The 17951-nt window shown below is 65.5% G+C and carries 13 protein-coding genes; 10 read left to right on the top strand and 3 right to left on the bottom strand.

Annotated features, from left to right (window positions below):
* Window positions 1–107: 107 nt before the first annotated feature.
* Window positions 108–806 (top strand): OmpW/AlkL family protein, encoded by a 699-nt coding sequence (locus GGI48_RS18930; RefSeq protein WP_016968467.1) that lies wholly within the window; start codon window positions 108–110, stop codon window positions 804–806.
* A 61-nt stretch (window positions 807–867) separates the two neighbouring features.
* Here the strand turns inward: GGI48_RS18930 and GGI48_RS18925 are convergent, their stop codons facing one another.
* Both GGI48_RS18925 and GGI48_RS18920 read right to left on the bottom strand, forming a co-directional pair.
* Window positions 868–1797 (bottom strand): NAD-dependent epimerase/dehydratase family protein, encoded by a 930-nt coding sequence (locus GGI48_RS18925; RefSeq protein ID WP_179599541.1) that lies wholly within the window; start codon window positions 1795–1797, stop codon window positions 868–870.
* Window positions 1790–2674 (bottom strand): sugar nucleotide-binding protein, encoded by an 885-nt coding sequence (locus tag GGI48_RS18920; RefSeq protein WP_179599539.1) that lies wholly within the window; start codon window positions 2672–2674, stop codon window positions 1790–1792. The genes GGI48_RS18925 and GGI48_RS18920 overlap by 8 nt, the downstream gene beginning before the upstream one ends.
* Before the next feature lie 243 nt (window positions 2675–2917).
* Between GGI48_RS18920 and GGI48_RS18915 the strand changes: the two genes are divergently transcribed.
* Window positions 2918–7204 carry a DEAD/DEAH box helicase gene (locus GGI48_RS18915; RefSeq protein ID WP_179599537.1) on the top strand — a complete coding sequence of 1429 codons (4287 nt, stop codon included), beginning with the start codon at window positions 2918–2920 and terminating at the stop codon, window positions 7202–7204.
* Window positions 7205–7285: 81 nt separating this feature from the next.
* Here GGI48_RS18915 and GGI48_RS18910 read toward each other — a convergent pair whose 3' ends face one another.
* Window positions 7286–8227 (bottom strand): helix-turn-helix domain-containing protein, encoded by a 942-nt coding sequence (locus GGI48_RS18910; protein ID WP_181957178.1) that lies wholly within the window; start codon window positions 8225–8227, stop codon window positions 7286–7288.
* 159 nt (window positions 8228–8386) lie between these two features.
* Between GGI48_RS18910 and GGI48_RS18905 the strand changes: the two genes are divergently transcribed.
* The 8 genes from GGI48_RS18905 (at window position 8387) to GGI48_RS18870 (ending at window position 17940) form a co-directional block, all read left to right on the top strand.
* Window positions 8387–8935, top strand: a complete 549-nt coding sequence (locus tag GGI48_RS18905; protein ID WP_047306298.1) for a cysteine hydrolase family protein — start codon at window positions 8387–8389, stop codon at window positions 8933–8935.
* 702 nt (window positions 8936–9637) lie between these two features.
* The gene (locus GGI48_RS18900; protein ID WP_179599535.1) at window positions 9638–11521 is read left to right on the top strand and encodes a 3-dehydroquinate synthase; all 1884 of its coding nucleotides are present in this window, start codon (window positions 9638–9640) and stop codon (window positions 11519–11521) included.
* Window positions 11518–12402: a UbiA family prenyltransferase gene (locus GGI48_RS18895; RefSeq protein ID WP_179599533.1), complete on the top strand. Its 885-nt coding sequence runs from the start codon at window positions 11518–11520 to the stop codon at window positions 12400–12402. The genes GGI48_RS18900 and GGI48_RS18895 overlap by 4 nt, the downstream gene beginning before the upstream one ends.
* A complete protein-coding gene (locus GGI48_RS18890; RefSeq protein ID WP_179599531.1) occupies window positions 12399–13166 on the top strand; it encodes an EboA domain-containing protein in 768 nt (255 codons plus the stop codon). Before GGI48_RS18895 ends, GGI48_RS18890 begins: the two co-directional genes overlap by 4 nt.
* 53 nt (window positions 13167–13219) lie before the next feature.
* On the top strand, window positions 13220–14104 hold the full coding sequence (locus GGI48_RS18885) for a TatD family hydrolase (RefSeq protein ID WP_047306302.1): 885 nt from the start codon (window positions 13220–13222) through the stop codon (window positions 14102–14104).
* On the top strand, window positions 14101–15339 hold the full coding sequence (gene eboE, locus GGI48_RS18880) for a metabolite traffic protein EboE (protein ID WP_179599529.1): 1239 nt from the start codon (window positions 14101–14103) through the stop codon (window positions 15337–15339). The genes GGI48_RS18885 and eboE overlap by 4 nt, the downstream gene beginning before the upstream one ends.
* Window positions 15329–16774, top strand: a complete 1446-nt coding sequence (locus tag GGI48_RS18875; RefSeq protein ID WP_016966722.1) for an alkaline phosphatase family protein — start codon at window positions 15329–15331, stop codon at window positions 16772–16774. Before eboE ends, GGI48_RS18875 begins: the two co-directional genes overlap by 11 nt.
* Window positions 16753–17940, top strand: coding sequence for a hypothetical protein (locus GGI48_RS18870; protein WP_179599527.1), 1188 nt, complete (start codon window positions 16753–16755; stop codon window positions 17938–17940). The genes GGI48_RS18875 and GGI48_RS18870 overlap by 22 nt, the downstream gene beginning before the upstream one ends.
* Window positions 17941–17951: the final 11 nt, after the last annotated feature.

Here is a 17951-nt window from a genome sequence, read left to right as displayed (position 1 = left end):
CAGCCCTGCCACCGGGGGTTGGCATTTCATTGAGCTGAGTCAAGGCGGTCAACTTGACGATCCTTACCATTGGACATAGCCAATTTGAATCGTCCTTTGGAGCTCCCATGCACAAGTCCCTGCTTAGCGCTTCCCTGATCGCGCTCGCACTCGCCGCCCCGATTGCCAACGCCCATGAAGCTGGCGATATCCTCGTCCGCGCCGGTGCCATCACCGTAAACCCGAAAGCCGACAGCGGCAGCGTCAAAGTGGACCGTGGCCCGGCGGCAGGCACCAACCTGGGTGGCAAGGCCACCATGGGTAGCGACACTCAACTGGGCCTGAACTTCGCCTACATGCTCACCAACAACATCGGTATCGAACTGCTGGCAGCCACTCCGTTCGAACACGATGTGAAACTCAAGGACACCTCCCTGGCCGCGGCCAATGGCAAGCTCGGTACCCTCAAGCACCTGCCGCCAACCCTGAGCGTGGTCTACTACCCGCTGGACTCCAAGTCGGTGTTCCAACCCTATGTCGGCGCCGGTATCAACTACACCTGGATCTACGACGAACACGTCGGCAGCCGTGCCAACGCAGCCGGTTTCGACAATTTCCGCGCCAAGAACTCCTGGGGCCTGGCCTGGCAGGTGGGTGCTGACTACATGCTGACCGACAAGCTGATGCTCAACGCCCAAGTGCGTTACATCGACATCAACACCACCGCCTACGTGGACAACAACAGCGTGGCCCCAGGCACTCGCGCCAAGGTCAACGTTGACGTCGATCCGATGGTCTACATGGTAGGTCTGGGCTACAAGTTCTAAGCCCATCGCTGATGAAAAAAGGCGCCTTGCGAGGCGCCTTTTTTCATGTCTGCGATATGCCTCAGCGCCCCATCAGGCGCGCCAGGCCGACACTCATCGGCGTGGGTTCGGGAAACCTGAAGCGCTGCAGCAGGCGCTGGTTGTTGGCTCGGGAATGACGGATATCCCCGGCGCGGGCCGGACCGTAGCTGATGGGCGGCAACTCGCCGACCACCTCGGCCAGGGCCGCAAGCATCTGCTTGAGGGTGGTGGCCTGGTTCAGGCCGACGTTGACCGCCCCCACTTCCAGCTGCGGCGCCTGGATGGCCTGTACCAGCACCTGCACCAGATCACCGACATAGACGAAGTCCCGAGTCTGCTCGCCATCGCCGAACACGGTGATGGGCAGCCCCTGCTGGGCCCGCTCGCTGAAAATGCTGATCACCCCGGAATAGGGCGACGACGGATCCTGGCGCGGGCCGAAGATATTGAAGAAGCGGAAGATCGCCGGCTCCAGCCCGTGCTGGCGCCGGTAGAAATCCAGGTAGTGTTCGCTGGCCAGTTTGTCCGAGGCGTAAGGCGTCAGCGGCGCCTTGGCCGTGTCCTCGTCGATGGACTGACCCTCGCCGTTGTTGCCGTACACCGCCGCACTGGAGGCGAACAGCACCCGTTTGACGCCATGCAGGCGCATGGCCTCGCAGACATTCAGGGTGCCGATGAAGTTGCTCTGGTGAGTCTGCACCGGGTCGTCCACCGAAGCCTGCACCGACGCCACCGCCGCCAGGTGCGCCACGGCGCTGCAGCCCTGCATGACACGGTTGACCAGCGCGGCATCGGCGACATTCCCCTCGATCAGTTCGACCCGAGGGTTATCCAGCGGCAGGTTGCTCGGTTTGCCGGTGGACAAGTCGTCCAGCACCCGTACCGAGTAGCCGTTGGCGAGCAGGGCATCGGTCAGGTGCGAACCAATGAAACCGGCACCGCCGGTGATCAATACAGGGCCATCAGCCATGACGATAGAACCTATCCAGTAAGGCCGGGAGCGCGGCACGCCAGGCGCGCGGCTTGATCCCGAAGGTGTGAAGGATTTTCTTGCAGGCCAGTACCGCATGCTGCGGCTCTTCGGCGGCATCGGCGCAGGCCGCGTGGGCCTGGGCAGTGGGCGCCTCGATGGCCAGCGGATGCAGTTGCCGCGCCTCGCTGAGCACCGCCTGACCCAGGGCCAGCGGGGTGGTCGCTTCCTGGCCGGCATAGTGATAGGTGCCCCACAGGGGCGCGGCGCAATCGAGCTGCTTGAGCACCGAGATGATCACGCGCGCGGCGTCGTCCACCGGCGTCGGATTGCCCCGACGGTCGTCCGCCATCAACAGCTCTTCGGGAGACTCGGCCCGGGCGAGAAAACGCCCGAGAATGCCCTCGGCACTGTCGTCCAGCAACCAGCCGAAACGCAGCAGCACGTGCTGAGGGCAGGTGGCGCGAACGCTCTGCTCGATCCGCCACAGCGCCTGACCGCGCAGCCCCAGAGGCACCGGCTCGTCTTTCTCGCTGTAGGCGGTGGCGCGAGAGCCGTCGAACACCCGGTAGCTCGAAGGTTGCAGCAGGATGATGTTGTGATGCTGGCAAAGCTCCGCCAGGCGCTCCACCGCACGTTCCTGGCCGCTCAGGCGGGCCTCACTCACAGTCTCCGCCTGAAACCAGTCGAAGTAGTAAGCCAGATTGATCAAGGCATCCGGACGGGTGTCATCGAGCAGTTGCGTGAGGCTCGCGGCGTCCCAACCGTCTTGCGGGGGACGGGGAGCGAGGAAACCGATGTCTTCCTCCGCACCCAGGCGAATCAGCGCCTGCCCAAGGGCATTTCCGCCGCCCAGTAACATAAGGCGCATTCGCATAGAGTCAGCAGGCCCAGTCTGTTCAGAACGATGGTTTGGATCGGTCAATCCCGTGGTTTCGACCGTCGAGAATTGCCGGAATCGTTGCATTTTGCGGGTTTGTGGCGCAACCGTCACTGAGAAAGTGTCGGTGCGCGCCGATGCATCCCCTGCCTCAACTCTAGTTGCTGTCCACGGCGGCGGCAGCGGCGGCAAGGCGCCCGGTACTTGCAAGTTGGCCGCAGCGGCCGCATAAAACCCTTCATGAACCTTGCCGAATCCGTGAGCCCGGGCCTGGACGGTTTTCACCCCGCCGTCAGCGCCTGGTTCAAGCGCACCTTTGCCGCCGTGACCACGGCCCAGGCCCGCGCCTGGCCGTTGATCGCCCAGCGCCGCTCGACCCTGATCGCCGCCCCCACCGGTTCAGGCAAGACCCTCACCGCCTTTCTTGCCGTGATCGATGACCTGGTCCGCCAGGGCCTGGCCGCCGGAGGGCGCTTGCCGGACGCCACCCTGGTGGTCTATGTCTCGCCGCTCAAGGCCCTGAGCAACGATATCCAGATCAACCTGCAACAGCCGCTGGCCGGCATCACCGAGCAACTGCGCCGCATGGGCTTGCCGGAACTGTCCATCAGCACCGCGGTGCGTACCGGCGACACCCCGCAAAAAGACCGCAACGCCATGCGCAAGAGCGCGCCACAGATTCTCGTCACCACACCGGAATCCCTCTACGTGCTGCTGGGTTCGGACTCCGGCCGCGCGATGCTGGCCAGCACCCGCACGGTGATCGTCGACGAGATCCACGCCCTGGCCGGGAGCAAGCGCGGCAGCCACCTGGCCCTGAGCCTGGAGCGCTTGCAGGCCCTGTGCAGCGAGCCTCTGCTACGCATCGGCCTGTCCGCCACGCAGAAACCCATCGAGGCCGTGTCGCGGTTCCTGGTGGGCCATGAGCGGCCCTGCGAAATCGTCGACATCGGCCATGCCCGGCCCCGGGACCTGGACATCGAAGTGCCGCCCGTGCCGCTGTCGGCGGTCATGGCCAATGATGTCTGGGAGCTGGTGTACGAGCGCCTCGCCGAACTGGTCCGCGAGCACCGCACCACGCTGATATTCGTCAACACCCGGCGCCTGGCCGAACGCCTGGCCCGGCACCTGAGCGAACGCCTGGGCAAGCCGGCGGTGGCCGCGCATCACGGCAGCCTAGCCAAGGAACAGCGCCTGGACGCCGAGCAACGACTCAAGGCCGGCGAGCTGCAAGTGCTGATCGCCACGGCGTCCCTGGAACTGGGCATCGATATCGGCGATGTCGACCTGGTGTGCCAGATCGGTTCACCCCGTTCGATCTCGGCCTTCCTGCAGCGGGTCGGGCGCTCTGGCCATCAGGTGGGCGGCACGCCCAAAGGCCGGCTGTTCGCCCTGAGCCGGGACGACCTGATCGAATGCGCCGCCCTGCTGGACTGCGTGCGCCGCGGCGAACTGGACAGCCTGCTGATCCCCCATGCACCACTGGATGTGCTGGCCCAGCAGATCGTTGCCGAGGTCAGCTGCCAGGAGTGGTCGGAAGCCGCCCTGCTGAGCCTGCTGCGCCGGGCCACGCCCTATGCCGATCTGGATCAGGCCCACTATCAGGCCCTGCTGCAGATGCTGGCCGAAGGTTTCAACGGTCGTCAGGGCCTGCGCAGCGCCTATCTGCATCGCGACGCCCTGACCCGCACCCTGCGCGGCCGTCGCGGGGCCAGGCTGACCGCGCTCACCAGCGGCGGGACCATTCCCGACAACGCGGACTACAGCGTGCTGCTCGAACCCCAGGGCCTGAACATCGGCAGCGTCAACGAAGACTTCGCCGTGGAGAGCATTGCCGGCGACGTGTTCCAGCTGGGCAACACCTCCTATCGCATCCTGCGGGTCGAAAGCGGCAAGGTGCGGGTCGAGGATGCCCAGGGCCAGCCGCCGAACATCCCCTTCTGGCTGGGCGAGGCCCCGGGCCGCAGCGCCGAGCTGTCCAGCGCCGTGGCCCGCCTGTTGGCGCAACTCGACACCCTGCTCGGCGCGACTCCGGGCCAGTTGCAACCGGCCATCGACTGGCTGCAAAAGGAGCTGGGGCTGAACCGCGTCAGCGCCGAGCAACTGGTGGATTACCTGGCGCCGGCGCGCCTGGCCCTGGGCGCCCTGCCGTCCCAGGACACGCTGATCATGGAGCGCTTTTTCGACGAGTCCGGCGGCACTCAACTGGTGATCCACAGCCCCTTCGGCAGCCGCATCAACCGCGCCTGGGGCCTGGCCCTGCGCAAACGCTTCTGCCGCACCTTCAATTTCGAACTGCAGGCCGCCGCCAGCGAAGACGCCATCGTCCTGTCGCTGTCCACCAGCCACAGCTTCGCCCTGGACGACGTCTGGCGTTACCTGCACAGCCACAGCGCCGAACACCTCCTGATCCAGGCCTTGCTCGACGCGCCGCTGTTCGGCGTGCGCTGGCGCTGGAACGCCGGGGTGGCCCTGGCCCTGCCGCGCTACAGCGGTGGACGCAAAGTGGCGCCGCAGATCCAGCGGATGAAAAGCGAAGACCTGATCGCCAGCGTGTTCCCCGATCAGATCGCCTGCCTGGAAAACCTCGCCGGCGAGCGCGAGATTCCCGATCACCCCCTGGTGCAGCAGACCCTCGATGACTGCCTGCACCAGGCCATGGACAGCCAAGGCTGGCTGCACCTGCTGCGGCGCATGGAACAGGGCCAGGTACGCCTGCTCAGCCGCGATTTGCCGGCGCCCTCGCCCCTGGCGGCGGAAATTCTCAGCGCCAAGCCCTACACCTTTCTCGATGACGCGCCCCTGGAAGAGCGCCGCACCCAGGCGGTACTGGCCCGGCGCTGGAGCGATCCGCAAGCCACCGATGACCTCGGCGCCCTGGATGCCGAAGCGATTGCCGCAGTGGCCGCCGAAGCCTGGCCGGCCCCGGCCGGCGCCGATGAAATGCATGAAGCGCTGATGAGCCTGGCCTGTATCAGCGAAGCCGAAGCCCAGGCTAATCGCCATTGGCCGGACTGGCTGCAAACCCTCGCCAGCCAAGGCCGCGCCTGCCGCTTGCAGGCCGGCCCCGATGGCGGCTTGTGGCTGGCTCTGGAGCGCATCAGTTGCCTGCAGGCGCTGTACCCTCAGGCCGCCTTGCAACCCGCGCTGCAACCGCTGCCCGGTTTCGACACGATCTGGGAAGAACAGCCGGCCCTGGTGGAGCTGATTCGCGCCCGCCTCAGCGGCTTCGCGCCCCTGACCCTGGTGCAGATCGCCGCGCCCCTCGGCCTGCCTGCGGCCAGCATCCACCAGGCGCTGATCCAGCTGGAGAGCGAAGGCTATGTACTGCGCGGGCGCTTCAGCCCCGGAGGCGATCAAGAGCAATGGTGCGAACGCCACCTGCTGGCGCGGATTCATCGCTACACGGTCAAGCGCCTGCGCCGGGAAATCGAACCGGTGGCGCTGCAGGACTTCATGCGTTTCCTGTTCGACTGGCAGCACCTATCACCCGCCACCCAGGGCCGGGGCAGCGCCATGCTCGGCGCAGTGGTCGGCCAGCTCGAAGGCTACCCGGCGGCGGCTTCGGCCTGGGACAGCGACCTGCTGCCAGCACGGATCAAGGATTACTCCGCCAGTTGGCTGGATGAACTGTGCCGCAGCGGCAAGCTGGCCTGGAGCCGGATCAACAGCACCGGCAAGGCCGCCAGCGGTGCCTTGCGCAGCACACCGATCGTGCTGCTGCCGCGTGCGCGGGTGGCCCTCTGGAGCAGCTTGAGCGGTCCGGTCGAGCCTCACTCACTCTCGCCCAAGGCACAGAAGGTTCACAACGTGCTGAGCCAGCAGGGCGCACTGTTTTTCGATGAATTGCTGCACGAAGCCCACCTGCTGCGCAGCGAGCTGGAAAGCGTGCTGCAGGAGCTGGTGGGGGCCGGGCTGATCAACGCCGACAGCTTCGCCGGGTTGCGCGCCCTGATCACCCCGGCGAGCAAACGCCAGAACCGCAGCAGCCGACGCGGCCGTGGCGCCTTCGTCGGCGGCATGGACGATGCCGGACGCTGGGCCCTGCTGCGCCGCGCCGCGCCTGCAGATCCGGCAACTACCCTGGAGCAGGTGGCCATGACCTTGTTGCGGCGTTACGGCGTCGTGTTCTGGCGTCTGCTGGAGCGCGAGGCGGACTGGCTGCCCAGCTGGCGCGAACTGCTGCGCACCTTGCATCGCCTGGAAGCCCGCGGGGAAATCCGCGGCGGACGTTTTGTCAGCGGCCTGGCCGGCGAGCAGTTCGCCTTGCCGGAGGCCATCCCCTTGCTGCGGGAGGTCCGCCGGCGTCCCCACGACGGCAGCCTGGTCGCCGTGTGCGGGGTCGATCCGCTGAACCTGGCGGGCACACTGCTGCCCGGGCCCAAGGTTCCGGCCCTCAGCGGCAATCGCCTGGTGTATCGCGACGGACTGCCCGCCGCCGCCGACATCGCCGGCACCCAGCAGCTGTGGATGGAGCTGGCGCCCGATGAGGCCCAGGCCTTGCGCAACAAGCTGGTACAGCGCTGAGTCTTGCGGCGGCTCATGGAAGGCGGATGGACTCCTGAGCCCGGTGCAGGATCCACGCCCCATGCGCCAGCCAGCCGGCGCCTACTGGCTGCGGCTGGTGGCTCCGGGCGCCGCGCCAAAGCGACTGCGGTATTCGCTGGGCGCCAGACCGGTGATTTTCCTGAACAGGCTGCGAAAGGTCGCCGGGTCCTGATAACCCACGGTCCAGGCGATGTGATCGATGGTGCCCCTGGTGAATTCGAGCAGCTCCCGGGCCTTGCCCACCCGCAGGTGCTGGCAGTACTGAGTCGGTTTGAGGCCGGTGGCCGCGCGGAACCGCCGCAACAGGGTGCGCTCTTCCAGCCCCGCCTGTTGCGCCATCACCGGCAGCGACACATCCACCGCGCCATTGGCCTGCAGCCAGTGCTGCAACTTGAGGATCGCGCTGTCGCCATGGTTGAGGATCGGCGCGAAATTGCTGCCGCACTGGCTGGCGCTGGCGCTGTGCTCCATCACCAGAAAGCGTGCGGTGGCGCTGGCAATGCTCGGCCCCAGCATGCGGTCCACCAGACGCAGCCCCAGTTCGGCCCAGGCCATCAGGCCGGCGGTGGTGATCAGGTCGCCGTCATCGACGATGGGCTGGTCGGCCTCCAGGCGCACCTGGGGATAACGCGCGGCAAATGCCCGGGCCGAGGTCCAGTGGGTGGTGGCGCTCCGACCATCGAGCAGACCGCTTTCGGCCAGCAGGATCGACCCCACGCACACGCCGCCGAGGGTGGCGCCGGCGGCATGCTGGCGGCGCAGCCAGGTCACCACGGCAGCAGATGCCTGAGCGGCGGAAAACCCCGTCAGCGACGGTGGTATCACCACGGCCTGCAAGCCGGTGTCCGGCCCCGGCAGGCTGTCATGGACCCGCCCCAGGCCCTGTTCGTCATCCCCCTGCCAATGGCTCACGCGCAAGCGCGGCAGCGCTGCCTGTGGCTGTTCAGCGGCGATCCGGTTGGCCACTTCGAACAGGTCGGTCAGGCCATGCACCGCCGCCATCTGCACCCCGGGATACAGCAGTACGCCAAGCTCGACGACCGTGCCTTGAATGCCCACTGTCAGTTTTCCCCCTGTTAATGTCGTTGCGGCCAATCCTCCAAGGGACAGCGGGTGCCGATACTGAGCCCCACAGCAAACACACACTTGGAGGCAACACCCATGGCCAAACAGGCGCTCATCGTAATCGATATCCAGAACGACTACTTCGCCGGCGGCAAGTGGCCACTGGTCGGCGTCGACGCGGCGGCGGACAACGCCGCCCGGCTGATCCAGGCCTTTCGCCGGAACGCCGATCCGGTGGTGCATGTCCGCCATGAATTCACCTCCGACAGCGCGCCGTTCTTCACCCCGGGCTCGGAGGGCGCGCGCCTGCACGCCAAGGTGCTGAACCAGGGTGATGAGCCGGTGGTGCTCAAGCACTTCGTCAACTCGTTCCGCGACACCGAGCTGCACTCGATCCTTGAGCAGCAGGGCATCGAAGAACTGGTGATCGTCGGCAACATGAGCCACATGTGCGTGGAAGGCACCGCCCGCGCCGCAGCCGACCTGGGCTACCCGGTGAAGGTGATCCACGATGCCTGTGCCACCCTCGACCTGGAGTTCAATGGTCAGCGCGTGGCCGCGGCGCAAGTGCAGAGCGCGGTGATGGCGGGCCTGGCCTTTGCCTACGCCACTGTGTTGTCCACCGAAGCGTTTCTGGCGGCCTGACGGATGGCCTGAGTGGTCCTTCGGCATTGCGGTGGGCGCGCCCCACCGCAATCACCTACGGCATGGCGCGACCGGTGCGACAGCCGGCAATAGTTACGAATGATTCTATTTAGCCTTTAAAGTGTTAGTTGTTGCTATTGCGCCAATCAAATAACCCAGGCAAACCCAATAACCGACATCACTAAGAAGCTGACTATTCAATAGCTGACTAATTAGAAACCAATAACCACAGCATTGTTTCAAATACGGCCCAGGCTTTTAATCTTGTACTTTCGTCCCATAACAACTGCATAAAAGCCCCACTACTTACTTCCGTGAGTTACTTGGTTTGCATATAGCCAAAAGAAATAAACCGTATAGCAAACGTGAACATGCAGGCGCCGTAGCACCCCGTATTCATTGGGGCAAAGACCTCACAAAGACACGCCAGCCACCCTCGCAGCAGCAGCTTTTCCAGGCTGTTTACCCATCTAGTCCAGACTTTCCCAACGCGCCATATATTTTCCTTGCAAGCCACTTGATTTAGCCTGCTTGCAAATCCGGCGGCCTTGACTAAGTTGATAGTTACTCGCCACTGAAGTGCGCTTCAGCCGCCAGAAAATCAATAAGAACCGCCGAGGAGTTGAATAACCGGACGCCCTCCCTGCCTGACCCAGCTGACACTGACACGGAATTAGTCATATCAATCAAGAGGGACGCTTGATGAAGCGCAGCTTATTGCCTCGTGCTTTCTCACTGAAGGGTACGGCGGAAAACTACTGGCTTTCCCTATTGCTGTTTTCGACCCTGGTGGTCGCCAGCTTCCTGCTGTTCGAACAGCAGATCCAGCAACTGCTGAATCACCTCGGCGCTTTGCTCCCGACCGATCCCGTGCAACGCACCAGCCTGGCCCTGCTGCTGATCACCCTGCTGGCGCTGGATGTGCTGTTGCCGGTGCCTTCGAGCCTGGTCGCGCTGCTGGCCGTGGCGGCCCTGGGCGCCATTGGCGGCTACCTGGTGATCTTCATCGGTCTGTGCCTGGGGGCCGCCCTGGGCTACTGGCTGGGGGCCGGCTACTTTCGCCTGCTGTCCACCTGGCTGGGCCTGAGAAGCTGGCAACCCGGACAACTGGCCTATCGCCTCAGCACCCTGTCGCTGGTGTGCCTGCGTGGCGTGCCGGTCCTGGCGGAAACCTCGGTGCTGGCCGCCGGCATGCAGCGCTATCCACTGCGCCAGTTCCTGCTGGTCACCACCCTGGCCAATGCCGGACTGGCCCTGGCCTACGCGGCCATCGGCAGCCTGCTGGTGGAACAGAACGCCATGCTGGCGACGATTCTCGCCAGCATGGTCCTGCCGGGGGTGTTCCTCGGCGCCCGCAGCCTGCTCAAGCCACGCCTGGCCCCAGCACGGAGCGATCAGGCCCAGGCCCTGGAAGGCCGCTTCGAGGTGAGCTACCACTACCCGGTGCTGTTCACCGATCACGTGTTCCGGCCCGACAACCCCTGCCTGCACCAGCAACTGGCCAAGCCCCAGGCGGGGCGCACCACAGTGCTGGCATTCGTCGATGCACAACTGCTGCTGTGCTCCCCGCAACTGCCGCAGCAGATCGACGCCTACTTCACCGCCCATGCCGCCGACCTGCACCTGCAGGCCGCGCCGATCCCGGTGCCGGCAGGTGAGCTGAGCAAGACCCCCGAGGTCTTGCAGCAGTTGTACGCACATATGCTCGAACACCGTCTGGACCGCCACTGCTATGTGCTGGCCCTGGGCGGCGGCGCGCTGCTGGACGCCGTGGGCTACGCCTGCGCCACCTTCCATCGCGGCATGCGCCTGATCCGCATCCCGACCACGGTGCTGGCGCAGAACGATGCCGGCATCGGGGTGAAGAACGGCATCAACGCCTTTGCCCAGAAAAACCTGCTGGGGGCCTTCTATCCGGCCACGGCGGTGATCAACGACTTCCAGTGGCTGCTCACCCTGTCGCCCCGGGACCAGATCGCCGGGCTGGCCGAAGCGGTGAAGGTGGCGCTGATCAAGGACGCCGCGTTCTTCCAATGGATGGAGCAGCAAGCCCAGGCCCTGGCCACCTTCGAACACAGCGCCAGCCGCTACGCCATCCGCCGCTGCGCCGAACTGCACCTGGGGCACATCACCGGCGCCGGCGATCCCTTCGAGCGGGGCAATGGCCGGCCCCTGGACTACGGACACTGGGCCGCGCACAAGCTGGAGAACCTCAGCCGGCATCGTCTGCGCCATGGCGAGGCAGTGGCCGTGGGCATGGCCCTGGACGCGCTCTATGCCAATGCCAGCGGCCTGCTGAGCGACGCTGAAACCCAGCGCCTGCTGCAACTGCTGGAGCAGCTCGGCTTCAACCTGAGTCCGCCGGAACTGGGCTTGAAGGACGCCCAGGGCCGCTCCCTGGTGCTGATCGGCCTGGAAGAATTCCGCCAACATCTGGGCGGCCAGCTGTCGATCCCGATGCTCAACCGCATCGGCCAGTCCATCGATGTGCACCACATCGACATGCCACTGATGGAACAGGTCCTGTTGCGCCTGGCCAGTGTCGGCGGCCCGGACTGCGCCTGGAGCAAGGACTGCGCCCGATGAGCCAGTCCGCATTGACCACCTGGCTGACCCTGGGCCGAGTCTCCAACCTGCCGACGGTATGGACCAACGCCCTGGCCGCCGCCCTGCTGGCCAGCAGCGCCACCACCCAGGCGCCGCCTTCGCCGCTGGTCTGGACCCTGCTGCTGGTGGCGCTCTCGGCGCTGTACCTGGCGGGCATGCTGCTCAACGATCTGCTGGATGCCGACTGGGACCTGCGGCATCAGAACCCGCGACCGATCGTTCTCGGCCTGGTCAGTCGCACCCAGGTCAGCCTGGCCACCGCCGCCCTGCTGCTGGTGGCCGCTCTGTCGGTGCTGGGCCTGAGCCACCTGATCGCCCAACCCCATTGGCTGCTGGCCAGCGCCGGATTGCTGCTGCTGTTCATCCTCGCCTACAACCTGCTGCACAAGAACTATCCCCACAGCGTCTGGCTGATGGGCGGCTGTCGCTCGGCCCTGTACCTGACTGCCGCCGCCTGCCTGGCGCTGCCACCGCAACCGCTGTGGCTGTGCGCCGCCTTGCTGGGCACCTACATCGCCGGCCTGACCTACCTGGCCCGGCTGGAGCACCGCAACCAGTTGCTCAGCCGCCTGCCGCTGGTACTGATGCTCAGCCCGCTGGTGCTGGCCTGCTACGCCAACAACGGCGTGTTCTGGTTGGTCCTGCTGCTGTGGCTGGGCTGGCTGGGCTGGCACTACCGGCGCCACCTGGCCAACCCACGGCAGCGGCAGATCCGCGCCTTCATCGGCGCCGGCCTGGCGGCCCTGCCGCTGTTCGACGCCCTGGTGCTGGCCCTGGCCAATCAGCCGCTGGGCAGCCTGTTGTGCGTACTGGTGTTCTTCCTGCTTCCCCACCTTCAACGCTGGATCAAGCCGACATGACCACGGACGTCATTTCCCCGCTCTCGCCTGCGCTCGCCCTGCGCCATGCAGCCTTTGCCGAACGCCGCCGGCAACTTGAACAGCAGCTCGACGACCCGAGCCGGCACTGGTGGCACGAGGCCCAGGAACAACTGGCCCGGCAGCCCTCGGCCAATACCCTGGTGCTGCTCAGCAGCCAGTGCAAACGGCGGCTTGGCCAGCCGGCGCCGCTCACCGGCCCGGGCAACGACCGCACTCAGCTGGCCCGGGCCCTGCTTCTGGCGCAGTTGCTGGAACAGCAGGCCGGCAGCGATCAGTTGGCCCTGCTGCGCCAGCTGTTTCTCTGGGGTGACGACCAGGAGAAGAGCGTGCTGCTCAAGGTCCTGGATGACCTGGACAGCGAGGGCCGCAGTCTCGACCTGGCGCTGCAGGCCGGACGCACCAACAACCGCGAAGTGTTCGCCGCCCTGGCCCTGGACAACCCCTTCCCCGCGCGCCACTACCCCGACCGGGCCTTCCACCAGTTGCTGCTCAAGACCCTGGGCATGGGCCTGGACACCGGGCGCATCGTCGGCCTGGCCGAGCGTCGTAGCGTCGACCTCAACCAGCTGGCCCTGGAACACATGGAAGAGCAATTGGCCGCGTTGCGCAGCGTCAGCGACACGCTGCCCCACGCCATCGCCTTCGAACTCCTGAGCCAGGCCCAGTGCCAGCGCCTGCGCGGCCTGTGTCGGCAGCGCCGTCTACCTGCGCACTGGCTCGAACACTTGCCGCCCGGCGCCTGAACGCCCCCGGGCCGCCCCTCACTGATTTTTCACCACTGCATCAGGGACTCACCATGCCGAAGTACTTTGACCCGCACATTCATATGGTCAGCCGCACCACCGACGACTATCAGAACATGGCCGCCGCCGGCATCACCGGAGTGATCGAACCGGCCTTCTGGCAAGGCCAGGCGCGCACCAGCGTCGGCAGTTTCATTGATTACTTCGACACCCTGCTGGGCTGGGAACGCTTTCGCGCCAGCATGTTCGGCATTCACCACTTCTGCACCATCGGCCTGAACCCCAAGGAAGCCAATGACCTGTCGGTGGCCAACGAGGTGCTGGAGATTCTCCCGCGCTATCTGGTCAAGGACGGCGTGGTGGCCGTCGGCGAGATCGGCTACGACGACATCACCCCCGAGGAAGACCGCTTTCTCGCCGCGCAACTGGAACTGGCCAAGCAGTTCAACCTGCCGGTGCTGGTGCACACCCCGCACCGGGACAAGATCGGCGGCACCAAGCGCACCCTGGCGGTGATCCGCGAAGTGGGCATCGCCGAGCACCTGGTGATCATCGATCACCTCAATGAACTGACCCTGCCCCTGGTGCTGGACAGCGACTGCTGGCGCGGGCACTCGATCTACCCCAACACCAAGATGTCGGAGCAGCGCATGGTGGCCCTGCTGCAGCAGTACGGCACCGAGAAAATGGTGGTCAACAGCGCCGCCGACTGGGGCATCAGCGATCCGCTCAAGGTGCCCAAGACCGGCCAGGCCATGCTCGCCGCGGGTTTCAGCGAGGCCCAGGTGGAACAGGTGCTGTTCCACAACCCGGTGGATTTCTTCGCCCAGAGCGGGCAACTGGACAAACAGCTGGTGAGCAGCCCGCTGCCGATCGACCAGCGCCGCCAGTGGCAGGACAACTCAGCCCTGCGCGGCCAGGAACCGGTGATCAAATGAGCGCCCGGGCCGGTTGGAGCGCCGCGCAGGTCGGCTACTGCAGCAACGTGCACCCGGCCCGGAACGTGGCCGACCTGGGGGCGTCGATCCAGCAGCACTTCCAGGGCGTGCGCCGACAGCGCGGGCTGGCGGTGCAGGACAGCGGCTTGTGGATCAGCGCCCAGGCCGCCGGCGAACTGCAACAGCCGGCGGCGCGCGAGGCGTTCCTCGGCTTGCTCCACGACTGCGGGCTGCGCCTGACCTCCCTCAACGGCTTTCCTTATGGCCAATTCCATCAGGGCGCGGTCAAGGCCGAGGTCTATCGGCCGACCTGGGCCGAACCGCAGCGCCTGGAGTACAGCCTGCAACTGGCAGAACTGCTGGCTGCCGCCCTGCCCCTGGACTGTCCCCAGGGGGTGATTTCCAGCGTGCCCCTGGGTTATGCCGCCCATTGGGACGACGCCCAGCAGCAACAGGCCGAGGCTCAGCTGCTGCAGTTGACCGCCGAGCTGGCCAGCCTGCATCGACGCAGCGGCAAGAAGATTCTCCTGTGCCTGGAAATGGAGCCGGACTGCGTCCTGGAAAACACCGACCAGGCCATCGCTTTCTTTCAACGCTGGCAAACCTGCGACCCGCACCATCAGTACCTGGCGCTGTGTTTCGACGTCTGCCACCAGGCGGTGGTGTTCGAAGACTGCTATCAGTCGCTGCAACGCTTGCTGCAGGCACGCATCCCGGTGGGCAAGATCCAGTTGTCCAATGCGCTGATCTGCCACTTGCCCGAGGCCGACGCGCAACGCCGCCAGCAGGTGCTGCAGGCCCTGGGCCGCTTCGTCGAGAGCACCTACCTGCATCAGGTCAAGGCCCGGGACCGCGCGGGGCAACTGCTGGCCTGGGCCGACCTGCCCAAGGCGCTGCAAGCGGCGCAGCCGCAGCAGGGGCACTGCCGCGAGCTGCGGATCCACTTTCATGTGCCCCTGTTCAGCGAACAGTTCCTGCTGCCCGAGCTCCATGGCAGCCAGCAGGCACTGATGCGCACCTTCGACTTTCTGGCCGCCCACCCGCAGTTCCAGCCGGTGCTGGAGGTCGAAACCTACAGCTGGAACGTGCTGCCCGGCGCCTTGCGCCCGGACACCGAACAGGCCCTGCTGCACGGCATCGCCGCGGAACTGCAATGGGTCGAGGAACAACTGCGCCAACGGCACTTGCTGCACGGGCAAGCACCGCTCATGGAGGCCCCCAGCCATGCCCTCTGAAACCCTGCGCCAGCCCTTGCTGCTGATCAATGTGGTGGGCCTGACGCCGAGCCTGCTGGGCCCGGCCACCCCGCGCATCAACGCCCTGCTGCAACGGGCGCGGATGGCCAGACTGCAACCGGTGTTCCCGGCCGTGACCTCGACGGTGCAGGCCTCGATCCTCACCGGATTGCCGCCCTCGGAACACGGCATCGTCGGCAACGGCTGGTACTGGCGCGATCAGGCCGAAGTGCGTTTCTGGCTGCAGCCCAATGGGCTGATTCAGGGCGAGAAGATCTGGCAGAGCCTGCGGCGGCAGATCCCCGACCTGCGCTGCAGCCAGCTGTTCTGGTGGTTCAACATGCATGCCCAGGTCGACGCGGCCATCACGCCACGGCCGCATTACCCGGCCGACGGGCGCAAGATTTTCGGCCTCTATTCGTCACCGCCCGGGCTGCACGAGCGCATTGAACAGCAGATCGGCGAGTTTCCCTTCCCGGGCTTCTGGGGCCCGGCGGCGGGGATTGCCTCCAGCCGCTGGATCGTCGACTGCGCCATCACCGAGTTCCAGATCACCCGGCCGCACCTGCAGCTGATCTACCTGCCGCACCTGGACTACAGCCTGCAGCGCCTGGGGCCCGAGCATCCGTCCATCAGCGATGAAGTGCGGGCCATCGACCATGAAGTCGGGCGCCTGCTGGATTTTGCCCGGCAGCAGGGCGCGGCAGTGATGCTGGTGTCCGAATACGGCATCGAGGCGGTGCAGCAGTCGGTTTCCATCAACCGCGTGCTGCGTGAGCAGGGCCTGCTGCAGGTGCGCCGCTCCCTGAGCTGGGAGTTGCTCGACCCCGGCGCCAGCGCCGCCTTTGCCGTGGCCGACCATCAGATCGCCCACGTCTATGTGCGCGAGCCCAAGGACATCGCCCGGGTCAAGGCGCTGTTGCAGCGCCAGCCCGGCATCGAACAGGTGCTGGACAAGGCCGAGCAACGAGCCTGGCAACTGGATCACCCGCGCAGCGGCGAGCTGGTGGCGGTGGCCGCCGCGGGCTTCTGGTTCGATTACTACTACTGGTTCGACGATCGCCTGGCCCCGGACTTCGCCCGCACCGTGGACATCCACCGCAAGCCGGGCTACGACCCGCTGGAGCTGTTCATCGACCCGGCGATCCGCTTTCCCAAACTACGGGTAGCGCGCCGCCTGCTGCAGAAGAAGCTCGGCTTTCGCTACTACATGGACCTGATTCCACTGGACACCTCACTGATCCGCGGCAGCCACGGACGCTTGCCGAGCAACGCTGAGGTCGGCCCCCTGCTGATCACCGACTGCGATTTACCACTGCCGGAGCACCTGCCGGCCACCGCGGTAAAGCACCTGCTCCTAGAGCATTTCCTAGGGCGCCCCAATGACGATACGGCTCAGGCCAAGGAGATTCCATGCGGCGAACCATCCCTATAGTCGTGCTGAGTGTGTTGAGCGGCCTTGCTCAGGCCCAGACCGCCAGCCCCTTCAACTGCAGCAACTTCCTCACGTTCAACGGTGATCAGAGCGGCACCCTGAACACCTTCCAGCAGAGCCCGGAAACCATGGCCTGGAACTGGTTCGTCTGCCTCAACCAGGCCGACGCCAGCAACGGTGGCCTGCGGGTCTGGGAGACCTTCAAGCCTTCCGATCAGGTCTACCTGTTGAAGGGGGCCGAGCCCCTGCCTTACTCCGAGCGCGAGAATCTGCCGAGCGAGGTGCCGGAGCTGGCGCAAAAGCAGGGCATGGACCCTAAAGGGCTGTTCCAGTTCCTGGGCAACGACACCGCCGGCAGCCCGCAGAACGGCGTGCAACAGGTCGATGGCCTGGCCTTGAAGATGCGCAGCGGCGCACCGGTCCCGCCTTCCAAGCACGAACAACTGGTGCGTTTTCACCTGATGATGGGCAAGGACACCTTCAACTACATCGTGGCCAACAAGGTCTACAACCGCGATGGCCTTGCCAAGCTGACCAGCAACCTGGATTTCCCGGCCACCGCCTGGGAGCTGAAGACGTCGTGGTTCTGGATCGGCACCGACCCGGGCTTCAAGACCCTGCTGGCCGAAGATGGCTACTACATCTCCCAGGCCTACTACGTGGACAGCACCGGCCAGTATCAGGTGGGCTACGCCGCCCTGAGCGGCATGCATGTGATCAACAAGCTGACCCCGGACTGGGTCTGGACCACCTTCGAGAATCGCAACAATCCCAAGTACACCGTCACCAATGACACCCCACCCAAGCCGATGACCAACATCACCGGCCCCACAGATGCCGCCAAGCCGGTGAACAGCAGCTTCCAGCAGCAGTATTCGAACCTGGCCCAGTACGAACTGATCGGTGTGCAGTACGACCAGCACCGTGCCGAACCCAAGCTGCTGGCCAACTCCCAGCTGGAATCGGCCTTTCAGGGCAGCTCTTCGTGCCTGGCCTGCCATAGCACCGCGGCCTATTCGACGAAGAAGAACAACTTCTTCTCGTTCAACATCGACCACACAGGCGGAATCCTCTACCCCACCAGCGTGCTGCCGGACAAAGACTTCGTCGGTTATCAAAAACTGGACTACGTCTGGTCGCTCAAACGCGCCCAGTGGAAACGCTAAGGAGAGCCCCC

The sequence above is a fragment of the Pseudomonas protegens genome (assembly GCF_013407925.2).
Taxonomy (GTDB): domain Bacteria; phylum Pseudomonadota; class Gammaproteobacteria; order Pseudomonadales; family Pseudomonadaceae; genus Aquipseudomonas; species Aquipseudomonas fluorescens_AP.
The sequence above is the reverse complement of the archived record's forward strand: the minus strand, read 5'-3'. Positions and strand labels throughout refer to the sequence as shown.